Genomic DNA, 15,492 nt, shown 5'->3' with positions numbered 1-15,492 from the left:
AGTTACTCGTGGGTATTGCACCTTGTAGGTGGTCGGCGTTGTACGACCACCGAGTCGACGAGAGTCGCCGACACCGACAGACGCTGGACTGGCTCAGTCTGCAGCAGCTGACGAATAAGCGAGTCGAGCTTGTCGACTTGTATTGATCGTCAATGTCCGATCGAACCGCAGTCGAATGGCTGCGGACCGACTACGGGAGAGAACGCTGAGCGTCACCTTCATGGCCGCGGGTGAATATCAACCGCCGTCCCTCGCTGATTTCTACCCGCCCGCCGTGCTGTTCGAGGGAACGGCCTTCGAGCTCGACCGCTTGGTGCTGATCCGTCTCCTGATGTCGGGCCTGGTCGCGCTGTTCTTCGTCATCGCGATGCGGAGCCCGAAACTCGTTCCGACCGGCGTCCAGAATGTTGCCGAGTTCGCGCTCGATTTCGTTCGGATTCACATCGCCGAAGAGATCCTCGGTAAGGAACAGGGTAAGCGCTTCCTGCCGATCATTACGACGATCTTCTTCATCGTGTTGGCAAGTAATTTTGCCGGCATCATACCTTTCCTGAACATCTCGCCGAACGGGCGAATCGGTATGCCGCTCGTGCTCGCGGCGCTCGCATACATCGTGTTCAACTACGTGGGTATCAAGAAGTACGGATTCTTCAAGTACGTCAAGAGCAGCATTGTTGTTCCCGGCGTCCCGTTGCCCTTGCACTTCTTGCTGATACCGATCGAGTTCATCTCGACCTTCATCCTCCGGCCGTTCACCCTCATGGTCCGTCTCATGGCCAACTTGCTCGCCGGACACATCTTGCTGGTGCTGTTCTTCAGTGCCACGCAGTTCTTCTTCTTCACCTCGGGCGGCTTCCAAGCAGTCTTCGGTGTGGCTTCTCTTGCTGCCAGCATCGGGTTCACCTTCTTCGAGCTGCTGGTGATCTTCCTACAGGCCTACGTTTTCGCGCTGCTCACGTCGGTGTACATCGACCTCGCGTTGCACGCGGATTCGCACTAGAACCACGAAAACTTTCACGACCAGCTACACCAAGAACTGAGCCTCCGGTCGAATCCGGCGGAGGTCAACAGAAAGGGAACGGAACACAATGAGCCTCGCGTACCTGGCACAGGAAACGGTCGAGACCACAGCAAGCGGTTACGGAGCCATCGGCTACGGCCTCGCCGCGATCGGACCCGGCATCGGCGTGGGTATCGTCGTGGGCAAGGCGATCGAGGGCATGGTCCGCCAGCCCGAGATGGCCGGACAGGTTCGTACCACGATGTTCCTCGGTATCGCCTTCACCGAAGCGCTCGCGCTGATCGGCCTCGTTGCCGGCTTCATTTTCTAAGAAGTCACCATGCCAACCACCATCGCATTGCTCGCCGCAGCCGGGGAGGACCAGAATCCCCTCCTGCCCGCGACGTATGACATCACCTGGTCGATCGTCGCCCTGGTCGTCGTCGGCTTGGTCTTCTGGAAGTACGTCCTTCCGATGTTCCAGAAGGTTCTCGCCGAGCGCACCGAGCAGATCGACGGCGGCATCAAGAGGGCCGAAGAGGCGCAGGCCGAAGCCAAGGCAGCGCTCGAGCAGTACCGCGCTCAACTCGCCGAAGCTCGTACCGAAGCCGCGCAGATCCGTGAGGACGCACGTGCCCAGGGGCAGCAGATCATCGATGAGATGAAGGCGCAGGCTCAGGAAGAAAGCGACCGCATCGTGGCTTCCGGCCACAGCCAACTGGTCGCACAGCGTCAGCAGATCGTCACTGAACTGCGTGGCGAGCTCGGTCGCACCGCAGTCGACCTCGCGGAAAAGGTCATCGGGGAGTCTCTCGCCGATGATGTGAAGCGAGCTGGCACGGTCGACCGATTCCTGAACGAGCTCGAGACCATCGGCGCAAACTCCGCAGCAGGGAAGTGAGCACCATGTACGCAGCGAGCCGTGAGGCCTTGACGCAGACCCGTGCTGCGTTGTCGGCGGCCCTGGGGTCCGTCTCCGCCGGAGCGGGCACAGCGGCTGCGGCTCAGACCGGAGCGGAGCTGTTCTCGGTCGTCGAGACCCTGGATGATCAGCGCACTCTTCGCAGCGCGCTGTCAGACAACTCGACGGCCCGAACCGCTCGCGAAGGTCTGGCCGAGCAGGTGTTCAACGGCAAGGTATCGCCGGCGACCCTTGCCGCTCTGAAGGCGGCTGCGGGTCAGGACTGGTCGTCCACCTCCGACCTGCTCAACTCGCTGGTACTCCTGGGGAGGGAGTCGCTCCTGAAGGCGGCTGCCGACCAGAACCAGCTCGACGCGGTCGAAGACGAGCTGTTTCGTCTCGGCCGCATCGTTGCCGGAAACGCGAACCTCGAGCAGGCTCTGTCCGATCGTTCCGTACCGGCGAAGGGCAAGCGTGACCTGCTCTCCAAGTTGCTGTACGGCAAGGTCACCGCTGTCACTGAGGCGCTGGCGAACCAGGCCGTGGGACGATTGAAGTCCGCGCCTGCGGATGCCTTCGACCAATTGGCAAATCTTGCCGCGGCGCAACGGGAAACCGTTGTCGCCAAGGTTCGGAGCGCTTCCGCTCTGACCAGTGAGCAGTCGGATCGGTTGGCCGCCACCTTGACCCGTACCTACGGGAAGCCGGTGACGGTTCACGTGGAGGTCGATCCCGAACTCCTCAGCGGCTTGGTCGTCCGGGTGGGCGACGAGGTGATCGACGGCAGTGCGGCGGGACGTCTCGCCGCGTTGCGGAAGTCCCTCACGTAGTCCTCAGACCGCACACAAACCCCAGATCTTTTCGAAGACCAGACACCGAGAGCAGGAAAAACATGGCGGAGCTGACGATCTCCTCCGACGAGATCCGTAGCGCGATCGACAACTACACCGCGAGCTACTCCCCGGAGGCCTCCCGCGAAGAGGTCGGCGTTGTGACCGACACCAGCGACGGCATCGCACACGTCAGTGGCCTGCCTTCGGCGATGGCCAACGAACTGCTCGAGTTCCCCGGCGGAGTCTTGGGCGTCGCACTGAACCTCGATGCCACCGACATCGGTGCCGTCATCCTGGGTGACTTCGAGAACATCGAAGAGGGCCAGGAAGTCAAGCGCACCGGCGACGTCCTGTCGGTGCCCGTGGGTGACGGCTTCCTCGGCCGTGTCGTGAACCCACTCGGCCAGCCGATCGACGGCCTCGGCGAAATCGAGAGCTCCGAGACCCGAGCCCTCGAACTGCAGGCTGCTTCGGTGCTCGAGCGCCAGCCCGTCGAGGAGCCGCTCCAGACCGGCATCAAGGCCATCGACGCGATGACCCCGATCGGCCGTGGCCAGCGCCAGCTCGTCATCGGCGACCGCAAGACCGGCAAGACCGCCGTCTGCATCGACGCGATCTTGAACCAGAAGGCGAACTGGGAGACCGGCGACCCCAAGCAGCAGGTGCGCTGCATCTACGTCGCGATCGGCCAGAAGGGTTCGACCATCGCGGGCGTCAAGGCAGCGCTCGAGGAGCAGGGCGCGATGGAGTACACGACCATCGTCGCGGCCCCTGCCTCCGACTCGGCTGGTTTCAAGTGGCTCGCGCCCTACACCGGTTCGGCGATCGGTCAGCACTGGATGTACCAGGGCAATCACGTCCTCGTCGTCTTCGACGACCTGACGAAGCAGGCCGAGGCTTACCGCGCGATCTCGCTGCTGCTTCGTCGTCCGCCGGGACGTGAGGCATACCCCGGTGACGTCTTCTACCTGCACTCCCGGTTGCTCGAGCGTTCGGCCAAGCTGTCCGACGCGCTCGGCGGCGGCTCGCTGACCGCGCTGCCGATCATCGAGACCAAGGCCAACGACGTCTCGGCGTACATCCCGACCAACGTCATCTCCATCACCGATGGTCAGGTGTTCCTCGAATCCGACCTGTTCAACAAGGGCGTCCGGCCGGCGATCAACGTCGGTATCTCGGTGTCCCGTGTCGGTGGTGCCGCGCAGACCAAGGGCATGAAGAAGGTGTCCGGTTCGCTGCGTCTCGAGCTGGCGCAGTTCCGTGAGCTCGAGGCATTCTCGGCCTTCGCTTCGGACCTCGATGCCGCATCGAAGGCCCAGCTCGAGCGCGGTGCTCGCCTTGTCGAGTTGCTCAAGCAGGACCAGTACAGCCCGATCCCCGTCGAGGACCAGATCGTGTCGATCTACCTCGCCGGTGAAGGTGCCTTCGACAGCGTCCCGGTCGCTGACGTCCGTCGCTTCGAAGCGGAACTTCTCGACGATCTGCGCCGTAACGCGTCGTCGGTCTACGACAGCATCAAGGGCGGCAAGGCTCTCGACGAGGAGAACGCCACCACGCTGAAGAAGGCTGCCGACAAGTTCAAGGAGGGCTTCATCGCCTCCGACGGCAGTCGGGTAGTGAACGAGGCCGAGGCCGAGGCTCTGGACGCGTCCGAGGTGGGCCAGGAGCAGGTCACCGTCAAGCGCACCACCGTCAGCAAGTGAGTGGAGTGCCGATGACGCTGCGAAACATGAAGGGAGAGTGATCGATCGATGGCCAGCATTCTCGAGCTCCGCTCGCGCATCAAGTCGGTCAACTCGACCAAGAAGATCACCAAGGCGCAAGAGCTGATCGCGACGTCCAGGATCACCAAGGCGCAAGCCAGGGTTGCCGCGTCGAAGCCGTACGCGGAGGAGATCACCAAGGTTCTCAGCGAACTGGCGAGCGCGTCGGCTTCGCTGGACCACCCGCTACTCAACGAGCGTCCCAATCCCAAGCGTGCCGCGGTCCTGGTCGTCACCAGTGACCGCGGGATGTGTGGCGGATACAACTCCAACGTCCTCAAGGAGGCCGAGGAGCTGTTCCAGCTGCTGCGCAGCGATGGCAAAGAGCCGGTCGTCTACGTTCTCGGGTCCAAGGGCCTGGGGTACTACACGTTCCGCGGTCGCGACCTCGGTGGCGCGTGGACCGGCTTCTCCCAGGATCCGGGCTATGCGGACGCCGCCAAGGCCAGCCGGCACCTCGTCGATCTGTTCATGGCCGGATCAGGCTCGGATGTTCCCGCGCCGAACGGAGAAGGAACGATCGAAGGCGTCGACGAACTGCACATCGTCTACACGCGCTTCGTATCGATGCTGACCCAGTCTCCCGAGGTCCGCCGGATGGCGCCGCTCGAGGTGATGGTTGCCGAGGAGCACGTCGAACTCGGTGACGACATGTTGACCAACGGTCACGGAGATGGCGGATCGGAACCGGTCGCCGGATACAACTTCGAGCCGGAACCTGACAAGTTGCTCGGTACCCTGCTGCCGAAGTACATCAGTACCCGCATCTACTCCTCGCTGCTCGATGCTGCGGCGTCGGAGTCTGCTGCCCGTCGCACCGCCATGAAGGCCGCGACGGACAACGCAAACGAGCTGGTGAATACGTTGAGCCGTCAGGCAAACCAGGCTCGCCAGGCCCAGATCACCCAGGAAATCAGCGAGATCGTCGGCGGCGCGAATGCGCTTGCCTCGAGCGCAGGAAGTGACTAAGCAATGACCGCAGCAGTAACCGAAAACAACGGGGTAGGCCCGGATTCGTCCGTCGCCGGCCGCGTCGTGCGGGTCATCGGTCCCGTCGTGGACGTTGAATTCCCGCGTGGTGCGATTCCTGAACTCTTCAACGCCTTGCACGCCGAGGTCACGCTTCCCTCGGTCGCGAAGAAGCTGACCCTCGAGGTCGCACAGCACCTCGGCGACAACCTGGTGCGCACCATCTCGATGCAGCCGACCGACGGTCTCGTCCGCGGCACCTCTGTGTCCGACACGGGCAAGCCGATCTCCGTTCCTGTCGGTGACGTCGTCAAGGGCCACGTGTTCAACGCCCTGGGCGATTGCCTCGACGCCCCCGGCACCGGTCGTGACGGCGAGCAGTGGGGCATCCACCGCAAGCCGCCGGCCTTCGACCAGCTCGAGGGCAAGACCGAGATCCTCGAGACCGGTATCAAGGTCATCGACCTCCTCACCCCGTACGTCAAGGGTGGAAAGATCGGTCTGTTCGGTGGCGCCGGCGTCGGCAAGACCGTTCTGATCCAGGAGATGATCACCCGTATCGCCCGGGAATTCTCGGGAACGTCGGTGTTCGCCGGCGTCGGTGAGCGCACCCGTGAAGGCACCGACCTCCACCTCGAGATGGAAGAGATGGGCGTCCTCCAGGACACCGCCCTTGTCTTCGGTCAGATGGACGAGCCGCCGGGAACGCGTATGCGCGTCGCCCTGTCCGCGCTGACCATGGCGGAGTACTTCCGCGATGTCCAGGGCCAGGACGTGCTGTTGTTCATCGACAACATCTTCCGTTTCACCCAGGCCGGTTCCGAGGTGTCGACCCTGCTCGGTCGTATGCCCTCGGCCGTGGGCTACCAGCCGACCCTGGCTGACGAGATGGGCGAGCTGCAGGAGCGCATCACCTCGACGCGAGGACGTTCCATCACCTCGCTGCAGGCGATCTACGTGCCCGCGGACGACTACACCGACCCCGCGCCTGCTACGACATTCGCGCACCTCGATGCGACAACGGAGCTCTCGCGTCCGATCTCGCAGATGGGTATCTACCCTGCTGTGGACCCGCTGACCTCCACCTCGCGAATCCTCGAGCCGGGCATCGTCGGCGCCGAGCACTTCCGGGTCGCTAACGAGGTCAAGCGGATTCTGCAGAAGTACAAGGAGCTGCAGGACATCATCGCCATCCTCGGTATGGACGAGCTGCAGGAAGAGGACAAGGTACTCGTCGGCCGCGCGCGTCGCCTGCAGAAGTTCCTCGGCCAGAACTTCATCGTCGCCGAGAAGTTCACCGGTGAGGCCGGCTCCGTGGTGCCGCTGCGCGATACCATCGAGGCGTTCGACCGCGTCTGCAAGGGCGAGTTCGACCACCTGCCCGAGCAGGCGTTCAACAGCTGTGGTGGTCTCGACGACGTCGAGGCTGCAGCCAAGAAGATCGCCGGGAAGTAGTCGACGATGGCTGAGATGACTGTGGAACTCGTCGCCGTGGAGCGACGGTTGTGGTCTGGTTCGGCGACTCTCGTCAGTGCGCAGACGACCGAGGGAGAGATCGGTGTCATGCCTGGGCATGAACCAGTTCTCGGACAGCTGGTCGAGGGCGGCGTGGTGTCGATCACGACGGCCGACGGCGAGCGTGTCGTTGCTGCTGTGCACGGGGGATTCCTGTCCGTGACCGCGAGGACAGTCACGATCCTCGCCGAGTCCGCCGACTTGGCCGAGGACATCGATGTGGTTGCGGCAAGGGCGGCGCTCGAAGAGAGTGGAGACGACCTCGAGGCGGCTGCCGCCGCAAAGGGGCGGATCCGCGCTGTAGAGCGCGCCTAGGCAGCACGCGAGAAACCGCGACGGAGCTGGCGACCAGTGGCAATCGGAATGACGGTGTTGATCATTCTGGTTGTGCTGGTCACCGCTCTCGTCGCGGTTTTCTTGTATCGATTTCTTGTGTTGCGCCGCGGTGGTACCGCGGCCATTCTCCGCGTTATGCCTGCAGAGGCGGGCATCGGATGGCGCCATGGCGTCATCCGATACGGCGAGGATTCCCTCGTCTTCTTCAAACTATCGAGTCTGCGCCCCGGCCCCGATTCGCGCATCGAGCGCCAAGGGGTCGAAGTCGAAAGTCGTCGTAGCCCCGAAGGCTCCGAGTTCGACATCATGTCCGACGAGATTGTCATTCTCTCGGTGACGGACGGGGGGAAGGCCTATGAGATCGCCTTGGACGTCGGTGCGTTGACCGCGTTCCTGTCGTGGGTCGAATCACGTCCGTCCGGCAGGTGGGTTCGCGGCCGGCGCGTCTAGGTCAGGACTGTCCCGAGCCGGGTTTCCACAGCACGTCACCTTCGGGATTGGCAAGCCTGCTCATGATGAACAGAAGGTCGGACAACCGGTTGAGATACTTCGCCGGAAGCGTGCCGGTGTCTTGCGGGTTCGCTTCAACGGCTGCCCACGCGGACCGTTCGGCGCGCCGGGTTATGGTTCGCGCGACGTGCAACAGGGCTCCTAGGGGCGTCCCTCCGGGAAGAATGAACGAATGCAGGGGCTCGAGCCGCTCGTTCAGTTCATCGCACCAGGCCTCGAGGCGGTCGACGTATTCCTCGGTGATTCGTAGTGGTGGATGCTTCGGATCGTCGACCACCGGGGTGGAAAGGTCGGCACCAGCGTCGAATAGGTCGTTCTGAATCTGCTGAAGGATCGACCGAATCTCTTCTGGGGGGTCACCCAGGGAGATTGCGACACCGATCGATGCGTTGGCCTCGTCGCAGTCGGCGTACGCGATCAGACGCGGATCGTTCTTCGAGACGCGAGAGAAGTCGCTGAGCCCAGTGGTTCCGTCGTCGCCGGTCCGGGTGTAGATCTTGGTGAGATGTACGGCCATAACGTTACGGTACCGGCCACCCGGGTCGGGCTCCGTGGCTCTAGGCTGTGTTTCGTGAGCGAACGCTTCCTTGTTACTGGCGGTAGCCGCCTCGTAGGTGAAGTGTCTGTCGGGGGCGCGAAGAACAGCGTTCTCAAGCTGATGGCCGCTGCGCTGTTGGCAGAAGGCACCACAACCGTCACCAACTGTCCGGACATCCTGGACGTCCCCTTGATGGCCGACGTTCTGCGTGGACTCGGGTGTGAGGTGGAACTCGGTGATTCGAGCGTCCGAATCACCACCCCTGCCGAGCCCAAATATCACGCCGACTTTGCAGCGGTTCGTCAGTTCCGCGCATCCGTGTGCGTGCTCGGGCCCCTCGTTGCGCGTTGCCGGCGTGCCGTTGTCGCGCTACCCGGTGGCGATGCGATCGGTTCGAGGCCGCTCGATATGCACCAGTCGGGTCTCCGCTTGCTCGGTGCCCACAGCACGATCGAACACGGTTGTGTGGTGGCCCAAGCCGATGATCTGCACGGCGCGAACATTCGGCTGGCCTTCCCCTCGGTTGGCGCGACTGAGAACATCCTCATGGCGGCCGTCCTGGCCAGTGGTGAGACGGTGATCGACAATGCTGCTCGCGAGCCCGAGATCGTCGATTTGTGCAACATGCTCATCGAGATGGGCGCCAAGATCCAGGGGGCCGGGTCGTCGACACTGACGATTCAGGGGGTCGCAAAGCTCGAGCCGACCACACACCGCGTCATCGGCGACCGTATCGTCGCGGCGACGTGGGGAATTGCGGCATCGATGACGCGTGGCGACATCACTGTCCGTGGAATCAGTCCGAAGCATCTCGGATTGGTTCTCGACAAGCTTCGTGTGGCAGGAGCGACGGTTACCGCCGAGTCCGACGGCTTCCGCGTGGTTCAGGAAGACCGGCCGACCGCCGTGAACTTCGCGACGCTGCCGTATCCCGGGTTTCCGACCGACCTTCAGCCGATGGCAATCGGACTCGCCGCAGTGGCGGAGGGGACGTCGATGATCACAGAGAACGTCTTCGAGGCCCGGTTCCGTTTCGTAGAGGAGATGATCCGGCTGGGCGCGGATGCCCGGACGGACGGCCACCATGCGGTCATTCGCGGAGTCGCGCAGTTGTCGAGTGCACCAGTGTGGTCGTCGGATATCCGAGCCGGTGCGGGCCTCGTGCTGGCCGGACTGGTCGCCGAGGGTGTGACGGAAGTACACGACGTCTTCCACATCGACCGAGGGTACCCATACTTCGTCGAGATCCTTCAGAACCTCGGAGCCCAGATCGAGAGGGTGGGCACTGCTCCGCCGGGAATCGATGGTCACTGAGCTCGAGTGAGTTCGCCGTCACGTTGTGCGATACGACGATGAGGGCTCGGATCGCTTTTGGCTCACCGGATCTGGCTGGCGTGACCTTGTCGGGCGGGGCTGCGACCAGGCGATTTGGTTTTTGTGGTGGGGTGGGCGTAGCTTTGTTCGGGTCAGAGCGACACGGACGCCGACGTTCACCGGTTGGGTGGATGCTACGAGGTTGTACGGGGGCGCCTGATTTCCTGGATGTCGATCGTGTGGTTGGTGTTCGGGGTCCTTCGCGGGTTCTGGTTTGCGCCGGGATGTGTTGGGGGATAGGATGAAACGGTTGCCCCGGATCCGCTGATGTGTGTTGGTGGTGATGGTGTGTGCGTGTTCTTTGAGAACTCAACAGTGTGTCGATGAATGTCAGTGCCAAATTGTTTTTTGGTTTCTCGCATCATTGGTCTGGCCGGCCCCGTGTGGGTTGGTTGGGGTGGTGGTGTGGGGTGTGGGTGCATTCCATTCTTCCGTCTGGGGTGTGCCGACAAATGTTTTTGCTAGTTTGAGTTTTTTTGCTAGTGATTTGACTCGATGTCTTTGACTGATAAGGGTTTTCGGACCTTGTATCGTGAGTCTTCAACGGAGAGTTTGATCCTGGCTCAGGACGAACGCTGGCGGCGTGCTTAACACATGCAAGTCGAGCGGTAAGGCCCTTCGGGGTACACGAGCGGCGAACGGGTGAGTAACACGTGGGTGATCTGCCCTGCACTTCGGGATAAGCCTGGGAAACTGGGTCTAATACCGGATAGGACCTCCGGCCGCATGGTGGGGGGTGGAAAGGTTTACTGGTGCAGGATGGGCCCGCGGCCTATCAGCTTGTTGGTGGGGTAATGGCCTACCAAGGCGACGACGGGTAGCCGACCTGAGAGGGTGACCGGCCACACTGGGACTGAGACACGGCCCAGACTCCTACGGGAGGCAGCAGTGGGGAATATTGCACAATGGGCGAAAGCCTGATGCAGCGACGCCGCGTGAGGGATGACGGCCTTCGGGTTGTAAACCTCTTTCAGCGCCGACGAAGCGTAAGTGACGGTAGGCGCAGAAGAAGCACCGGCCAACTACGTGCCAGCAGCCGCGGTAATACGTAGGGTGCAAGCGTTGTCCGGAATTACTGGGCGTAAAGAGCTCGTAGGCGGTTTGTCGCGTCGTCTGTGAAAACTCGTAGCTCAACTACGGGCGTGCAGGCGATACGGGCAGACTCGAGTACTGCAGGGGAGACTGGAATTCCTGGTGTAGCGGTGAAATGCGCAGATATCAGGAGGAACACCGGTGGCGAAGGCGGGTCTCTGGGCAGTAACTGACGCTGAGGAGCGAAAGCGTGGGTAGCGAACAGGATTAGATACCCTGGTAGTCCACGCCGTAAACGGTGGGCGCTAGGTGTGGGTTTCCTTCCACGGGATCCGTGCCGTAGCTAACGCATTAAGCGCCCCGCCTGGGGAGTACGGCCGCAAGGCTAAAACTCAAAGGAATTGACGGGGGCCCGCACAAGCGGCGGAGCATGTGGATTAATTCGATGCAACGCGAAGAACCTTACCTGGGTTTGACATATACCGGAAAGCTGCAGAGATGTGGCCCCCCTTGTGGTCGGTATACAGGTGGTGCATGGCTGTCGTCAGCTCGTGTCGTGAGATGTTGGGTTAAGTCCCGCAACGAGCGCAACCCTTGTCTTATGTTGCCAGCACGTAATGGTGGGGACTCGTAAGAGACTGCCGGGGTCAACTCGGAGGAAGGTGGGGACGACGTCAAGTCATCATGCCCCTTATGTCCAGGGCTTCACACATGCTACAATGGCCGGTACAGAGGGCTGCGATGCCGTGAGGTGGAGCGAATCCCTTAAAGCCGGTCTCAGTTCGGATCGGGGTCTGCAACTCGACCCCGTGAAGTCGGAGTCGCTAGTAATCGCAGATCAGCAACGCTGCGGTGAATACGTTCCCGGGCCTTGTACACACCGCCCGTCACGTCATGAAAGTCGGTAACACCCGAAGCCGGTGGCCTAACCCCTTGTGGGAGGGAGCCGTCGAAGGTGGGATCGGCGATTGGGACGAAGTCGTAACAAGGTAGCCGTACCGGAAGGTGCGGCTGGATCACCTCCTTTCTAAGGAGCATTCTCCGATGTTGTTGTCACACAGGTGCACAACAACATCGGCAGAGGCCGTTGAGTCCCCACATGTGGGACTGCGGTTGCTCATGGGTGGAACACTGGCAATCCCATCCGCAATTGTGCTCGGACCGTGTTCCGGGTGGTGGGTGGTATATCGGCGCACTGTTGGGTCCTGAGAGAACACGTGATGTGTTTCCTCTCGAGGAAAGAAACGACAGACGATCGTGGTGGTCATACCGGCCGGGTTTTCCGGTGTTCGGTGGTCACGTACATGGTTGGTTTGTGTGTTGTTTGAGAACTGCACAGTGGACGCGAGCATCTTTGTTGTAAGTGTTTAAGAGCGTACGGTGGATGCCTTGGCACCAGGAGCCGATGAAGGACGTGGGAGGCTGCGATAAGCCTCGGGGAGCTGTCAACCGAGCTGAGATCCGAGGGTGTCCGAATGGGGAAACCCAGCACGAGTGATGTCGTGTTACCTGCACCTGAATGTATAGGGTGTGTGGAGGGAACGTGGGGAAGTGAAACATCTCAGTACCCACAGGAAGAGAAAACAAGAGTGATTCCGTTAGTAGTGGCGAGCGAACGCGGATGAGGCTAAACCATGGATGTGTGATAGCCGGCAGGTGTTGCATTCGTGGGGTTGTGGGGTTCGCCTGTGTCGATACTGCCGTGTCGGCCGACAGTAAGAAATTGCCGTGTTAGTGGAAGTGGTCTGGAACGGCCTGCCGTAGTGGGTGAGAGTCCCGTACACGAAAACATGGTGACTGTTGTGGCGGATACCCGAGTAGCACCGGGCCCGTGAAATCTGGTGTGAATCTGTCGGGACCACCCGATAAGCCTGAATACTCCCTGGTGACCGATAGCGGACTAGTACCGTGAGGGAAAGGTGAAAAGTACCCCGGGAGGGGAGTGAAATAGTACCTGAAACCGTGCGCTTACAATCCGTCAGAGCCTGCGAGTCCTTGTGGCTGTGGGTGATGGCGTGCCTTTTGAAGAATGAGCCTGCGAGTTAGTGGCATGTCGCGAGGTTAACCCGTGTGGGGTAGCCGTAGTGAAAGCGAGTCCGAATAGGGCGAGTCAGTGGCATGTTCTAGACCCGAAGCGGAGTGATCTACCCATGGCCAGGTTGAAGCGACGGTAAGACGTCGTGGAGGACCGAACCCACTTAGGTTGAAAACTGAGGGGATGAGTTGTGGGTAGGGGTGAAAGGCCAATCAAACTCCGTGATAGCTGGTTCTCCCCGAAATGCATTTAGGTGCAGCGTCGCGTGTTTCTCACCGGAGGTAGAGCTACTGGATGGTCTAGGGGGCCTACAAGCTTACCGAAATCAGCCAAACTCCGAATGCCGGTGAGTGAGAGCGCGGCAGTGAGACTGCGGGGGATAAGCTTCGTAGTCGAGAGGGAAACAGCCCAGATCGCCGGCTAAGGTCCCTAAGCGTGTACTAAGTGGAAAAGGATGTGGGGTCGCGAAGACAACCAGGAGGTTGGCTTAGAAGCAGCCACCCTTGAAAGAGTGCGTAATAGCTCACTGGTCAAGTGATCCTGCGCCGACAATGTAGCGGGGCTCAAGTACACCACCGAAGCCGCGGCACTCACACATTGCATTCCCTTCACTCTGCGGAGTGTTGGGCAGTGGTGTGGGTGGGTAGGGGAGCGTCGTGTGGCCAGGGAAGCAGCAGTGTGAACTAGTTGTGGAGGCCACGCGAGTGAGAATGCAGGCATGAGTAGCGAAAGACGAGTGAGAAACTCGTCCGCCGAATGACCAAGGGTTCCTGGGCCAGGTTAATCCGCCCAGGGTGAGTCGGGACCTAAGACGAGGCCGACAGGCGTAGCCGATGGACAACGGGTTGATATTCCCGTACCCGTGTGAACGCGCCCCTGGTGAATCAGTGATGCTAAGCGCCCTGAAACCTGTCATGTGCCTTCGGGTGTGTGGTGGGTGGATGCGCGTGAACCGAGCTGGTAGTAGCCAAGCGATGGGGTGACGCAGGAAGGTAGCTGAGCCAGTCAGTGGTAATACTGGTGTAAGCCGGTAGGGCGAACGGTAGGCAAATCCGCCGTTCATATGCCTGAGAGGTGACGCATAGCCGAATGAGGCGAATTCAGTGATCCTATGCTGCCGAGAAAAGCCTCTAGCGAGCTTTCACACGGCCCGTACCCCAAACCGACACAGGTGGTCAGGTAGAGAATACTAAGGCGATCGAGAGAACTATGGTTAAGGAACTCGGCAAAATGCCCCCGTAACTTCGGGAGAAGGGGGGCCCTGTCCGGTGACGGAATTCACTTCCCGAGCTGGGTGGGGCCGCAGAGACCAGTGAGAAGCGACTGTTTACTAAAAACACAGGTCCGTGCGAAGTCGTAAGACGATGTATACGGACTGACGCCTGCCCGGTGCTGGAAGGTTAAGAGGACCGGTTAGCTCTTCGGAGCGAAGCTGAGAATTTAAGCCCCAGTAAACGGCGGTGGTAACTATAACCATCCTAAGGTAGCGAAATTCCTTGTCGGGTAAGTTCCGACCTGCACGAATGGCGTAACGACTTCTCAGCTGTCTCAACCATAGACTCGGCGAAATTGCATTACGAGTAAAGATGCTCGTTACGCGCGGCAGGACGAAAAGACCCCGGGACCTTCACTACAGCTTGGTATTGGTGTTCGGTTCGGTTTGTGTAGGATAGGTGGGAGACTGTGAAGCGGCCACGCCAGTGGTGGTGGAGTCGTTGTTGAAATACCACTCTGATCGAATTGGACCTCTAACCTCGGACCATGATCTGGTTCAGGGACAGTGCCTGGTGGGTAGTTTAACTGGGGCGGTTGCCTCCCAAAATGTAACGGAGGCGCCCAAAGGTTCCCTCAGCCTGGTTGGCAATCAGGTGTCGAGTGCAAGTGCACAAGGGAGCTTGACTGTGAGACTGACGGGTCGAGCAGGGACGAAAGTCGGGACTAGTGATCCGGCACCGGCAAGTGGAAGCGGTGTCGCTCAACGGATAAAAGGTACCCCGGGGATAACAGGCTGATCTTCCCCAAGAGTCCATATCGACGGGATGGTTTGGCACCTCGATGTCGGCTCGTCGCATCCTGGGGCTGGAGTAGGTCCCAAGGGTTGGGCTGTTCGCCCATTAAAGCGGCACGCGAGCTGGGTTTAGAACGTCGTGAGACAGTTCGGTCTCTATCCGCCGCGCGCGTTAGAAACTTGAGGAAGGCTGTCCCTAGTACGAGAGGACCGGGACGGACGAACCTCTGGTGTGCCAGTTGTTCCGCCAGGAGCACTGCTGGTTAGCTACGTTCGGAAGGGATAACCGCTGAAAGCATCTAAGCGGGAAGCCTGTTCCAAGATGAGGTTTCTCACCCCCCAGAGGGGGTAAGGCCCCCGGCAGACCACCGGGTTGATAGGCCAGAACTGGAAGTCCGGTAACGGATGGAGGTGACTGGTACTAATAGGCCGAGGACTTACCACGAAGAAGCTACGCGTCCACTGTGCGGTATCTGAAACAACACACAAATACCCCCGAACCACCCGGCCTCACCGGCTGGTTCCCGGTTCCGGGGGAGTGTGACAGTTTCATAGAGTTACGGCGGTCATAGCGGAGGGGAAACGCCCGGTCCCATTCCGAACCCGGAAGCTAAGCCCTCCAGCGCCGATGGTACTGCACCCGGCAGGGTGTGGGAGAGTAGGACACCGCCGAACACC

General features: G+C 60.9%; 11 protein-coding genes and 3 rRNA genes. 13 read left to right on the top strand and 1 reads right to left on the bottom strand.

What is annotated here, in order from left to right:
* The first annotated feature begins 175 nt into the window (after window positions 1–175).
* From atpB to BFN03_RS11165, 9 genes are all read left to right on the top strand, one after another.
* On the top strand, window positions 176–1,000 hold the full coding sequence (atpB, locus tag BFN03_RS11205; RefSeq protein WP_232320230.1) for a F0F1 ATP synthase subunit A: 825 nt from the start codon (window positions 176–178) through the stop codon (window positions 998–1,000).
* An 88-nt stretch (window positions 1,001–1,088) separates the two neighbouring features.
* Entirely contained in the window at window positions 1,089–1,331 is a 243-nt protein-coding gene (locus tag BFN03_RS11200) for an ATP synthase F0 subunit C (protein ID WP_070379063.1), read from the top strand.
* 9 nt (window positions 1,332–1,340) lie between these two features.
* Complete coding sequence (locus BFN03_RS11195) at window positions 1,341–1,901, top strand: F0F1 ATP synthase subunit B (protein WP_070379062.1); 561 nt, start codon at window positions 1,341–1,343, stop codon at window positions 1,899–1,901.
* Between the two features lie 5 nt (window positions 1,902–1,906).
* Window positions 1,907–2,731 carry a F0F1 ATP synthase subunit delta gene (locus BFN03_RS11190; protein ID WP_070380835.1) on the top strand — a complete coding sequence of 275 codons (825 nt, stop codon included), beginning with the start codon at window positions 1,907–1,909 and terminating at the stop codon, window positions 2,729–2,731.
* A gap of 62 nt (window positions 2,732–2,793) precedes the next feature.
* The gene (gene atpA / locus BFN03_RS11185) at window positions 2,794–4,437 is read left to right on the top strand and encodes a F0F1 ATP synthase subunit alpha (protein WP_070379061.1); all 1,644 of its coding nucleotides are present in this window, start codon (window positions 2,794–2,796) and stop codon (window positions 4,435–4,437) included.
* Window positions 4,438–4,485: 48 nt separating this feature from the next.
* Complete coding sequence (locus tag BFN03_RS11180; protein WP_070379060.1) at window positions 4,486–5,466, top strand: F0F1 ATP synthase subunit gamma; 981 nt, start codon at window positions 4,486–4,488, stop codon at window positions 5,464–5,466.
* 3 nt (window positions 5,467–5,469) lie between these two features.
* Entirely contained in the window at window positions 5,470–6,921 is a 1,452-nt protein-coding gene (gene atpD / locus BFN03_RS11175; RefSeq protein ID WP_070379059.1) for a F0F1 ATP synthase subunit beta, read from the top strand.
* Window positions 6,922–6,927: 6 nt separating this feature from the next.
* Window positions 6,928–7,296, top strand: a complete 369-nt coding sequence (locus tag BFN03_RS11170; RefSeq protein ID WP_070379058.1) for a F0F1 ATP synthase subunit epsilon — start codon at window positions 6,928–6,930, stop codon at window positions 7,294–7,296.
* Between the two features lie 48 nt (window positions 7,297–7,344).
* Window positions 7,345–7,767, top strand: a complete 423-nt coding sequence (locus tag BFN03_RS11165; RefSeq protein WP_070379057.1) for a DUF2550 domain-containing protein — start codon at window positions 7,345–7,347, stop codon at window positions 7,765–7,767.
* Between the two features lies 1 nt (window position 7,768).
* Here BFN03_RS11165 and BFN03_RS11160 read toward each other — a convergent pair whose 3' ends face one another.
* Window positions 7,769–8,344, bottom strand: a complete 576-nt coding sequence (locus tag BFN03_RS11160; RefSeq protein ID WP_070379056.1) for a cob(I)yrinic acid a,c-diamide adenosyltransferase — start codon at window positions 8,342–8,344, stop codon at window positions 7,769–7,771.
* Window positions 8,345–8,398: 54 nt separating this feature from the next.
* Here BFN03_RS11160 and murA point away from each other — a divergent pair, with 54 nt between their 5' ends.
* From murA to rrf, 4 genes are all read left to right on the top strand, one after another.
* Window positions 8,399–9,679 (top strand): UDP-N-acetylglucosamine 1-carboxyvinyltransferase, encoded by a 1,281-nt coding sequence (murA, locus tag BFN03_RS11155; RefSeq protein ID WP_070379055.1) that lies wholly within the window; start codon window positions 8,399–8,401, stop codon window positions 9,677–9,679.
* Window positions 9,680–10,279: 600 nt separating this feature from the next.
* Window positions 10,280–11,798: ribosomal RNA gene (locus tag BFN03_RS11150) — 16S ribosomal RNA — on the top strand.
* A 330-nt stretch (window positions 11,799–12,128) separates the two neighbouring features.
* Window positions 12,129–15,259, top strand: a 23S ribosomal RNA gene (locus BFN03_RS11145).
* A 113-nt stretch (window positions 15,260–15,372) separates the two neighbouring features.
* Window positions 15,373–15,489, top strand: a 5S ribosomal RNA gene (gene rrf, locus BFN03_RS11140).
* Together the 16S, 23S and 5S rRNA genes form the textbook arrangement of a ribosomal RNA operon.
* Window positions 15,490–15,492: the final 3 nt, after the last annotated feature.

Source organism: Rhodococcus sp. WMMA185, assembly GCF_001767395.1.
Lineage (GTDB): Bacteria > Actinomycetota > Actinomycetes > Mycobacteriales > Mycobacteriaceae > Rhodococcus_F.
The sequence above is the reverse complement of the archived record's forward strand: the minus strand, read 5'-3'. Positions and strand labels throughout refer to the sequence as shown.

Coding starts and splice junctions, on each gene's coding strand:
- atpB (WP_232320230.1), top strand. CDS start 176: ATGGCTGCGGACCGACTACGGGAGAGAACGCTGAGCGTCACCTTCATG.
- BFN03_RS11200 (WP_070379063.1), top strand. CDS start 1,089: ATGAGCCTCGCGTACCTGGCACAGGAAACGGTCGAGACCACAGCAAGC.
- BFN03_RS11195 (WP_070379062.1), top strand. CDS start 1,341: ATGCCAACCACCATCGCATTGCTCGCCGCAGCCGGGGAGGACCAGAAT.
- BFN03_RS11190 (WP_070380835.1), top strand. CDS start 1,907: ATGTACGCAGCGAGCCGTGAGGCCTTGACGCAGACCCGTGCTGCGTTG.
- atpA (WP_070379061.1), top strand. CDS start 2,794: ATGGCGGAGCTGACGATCTCCTCCGACGAGATCCGTAGCGCGATCGAC.
- BFN03_RS11180 (WP_070379060.1), top strand. CDS start 4,486: ATGGCCAGCATTCTCGAGCTCCGCTCGCGCATCAAGTCGGTCAACTCG.
- atpD (WP_070379059.1), top strand. CDS start 5,470: ATGACCGCAGCAGTAACCGAAAACAACGGGGTAGGCCCGGATTCGTCC.
- BFN03_RS11170 (WP_070379058.1), top strand. CDS start 6,928: ATGGCTGAGATGACTGTGGAACTCGTCGCCGTGGAGCGACGGTTGTGG.
- BFN03_RS11165 (WP_070379057.1), top strand. CDS start 7,345: ATGACGGTGTTGATCATTCTGGTTGTGCTGGTCACCGCTCTCGTCGCG.
- BFN03_RS11160 (WP_070379056.1), bottom strand. CDS start 8,344: ATGGCCGTACATCTCACCAAGATCTACACCCGGACCGGCGACGACGGA.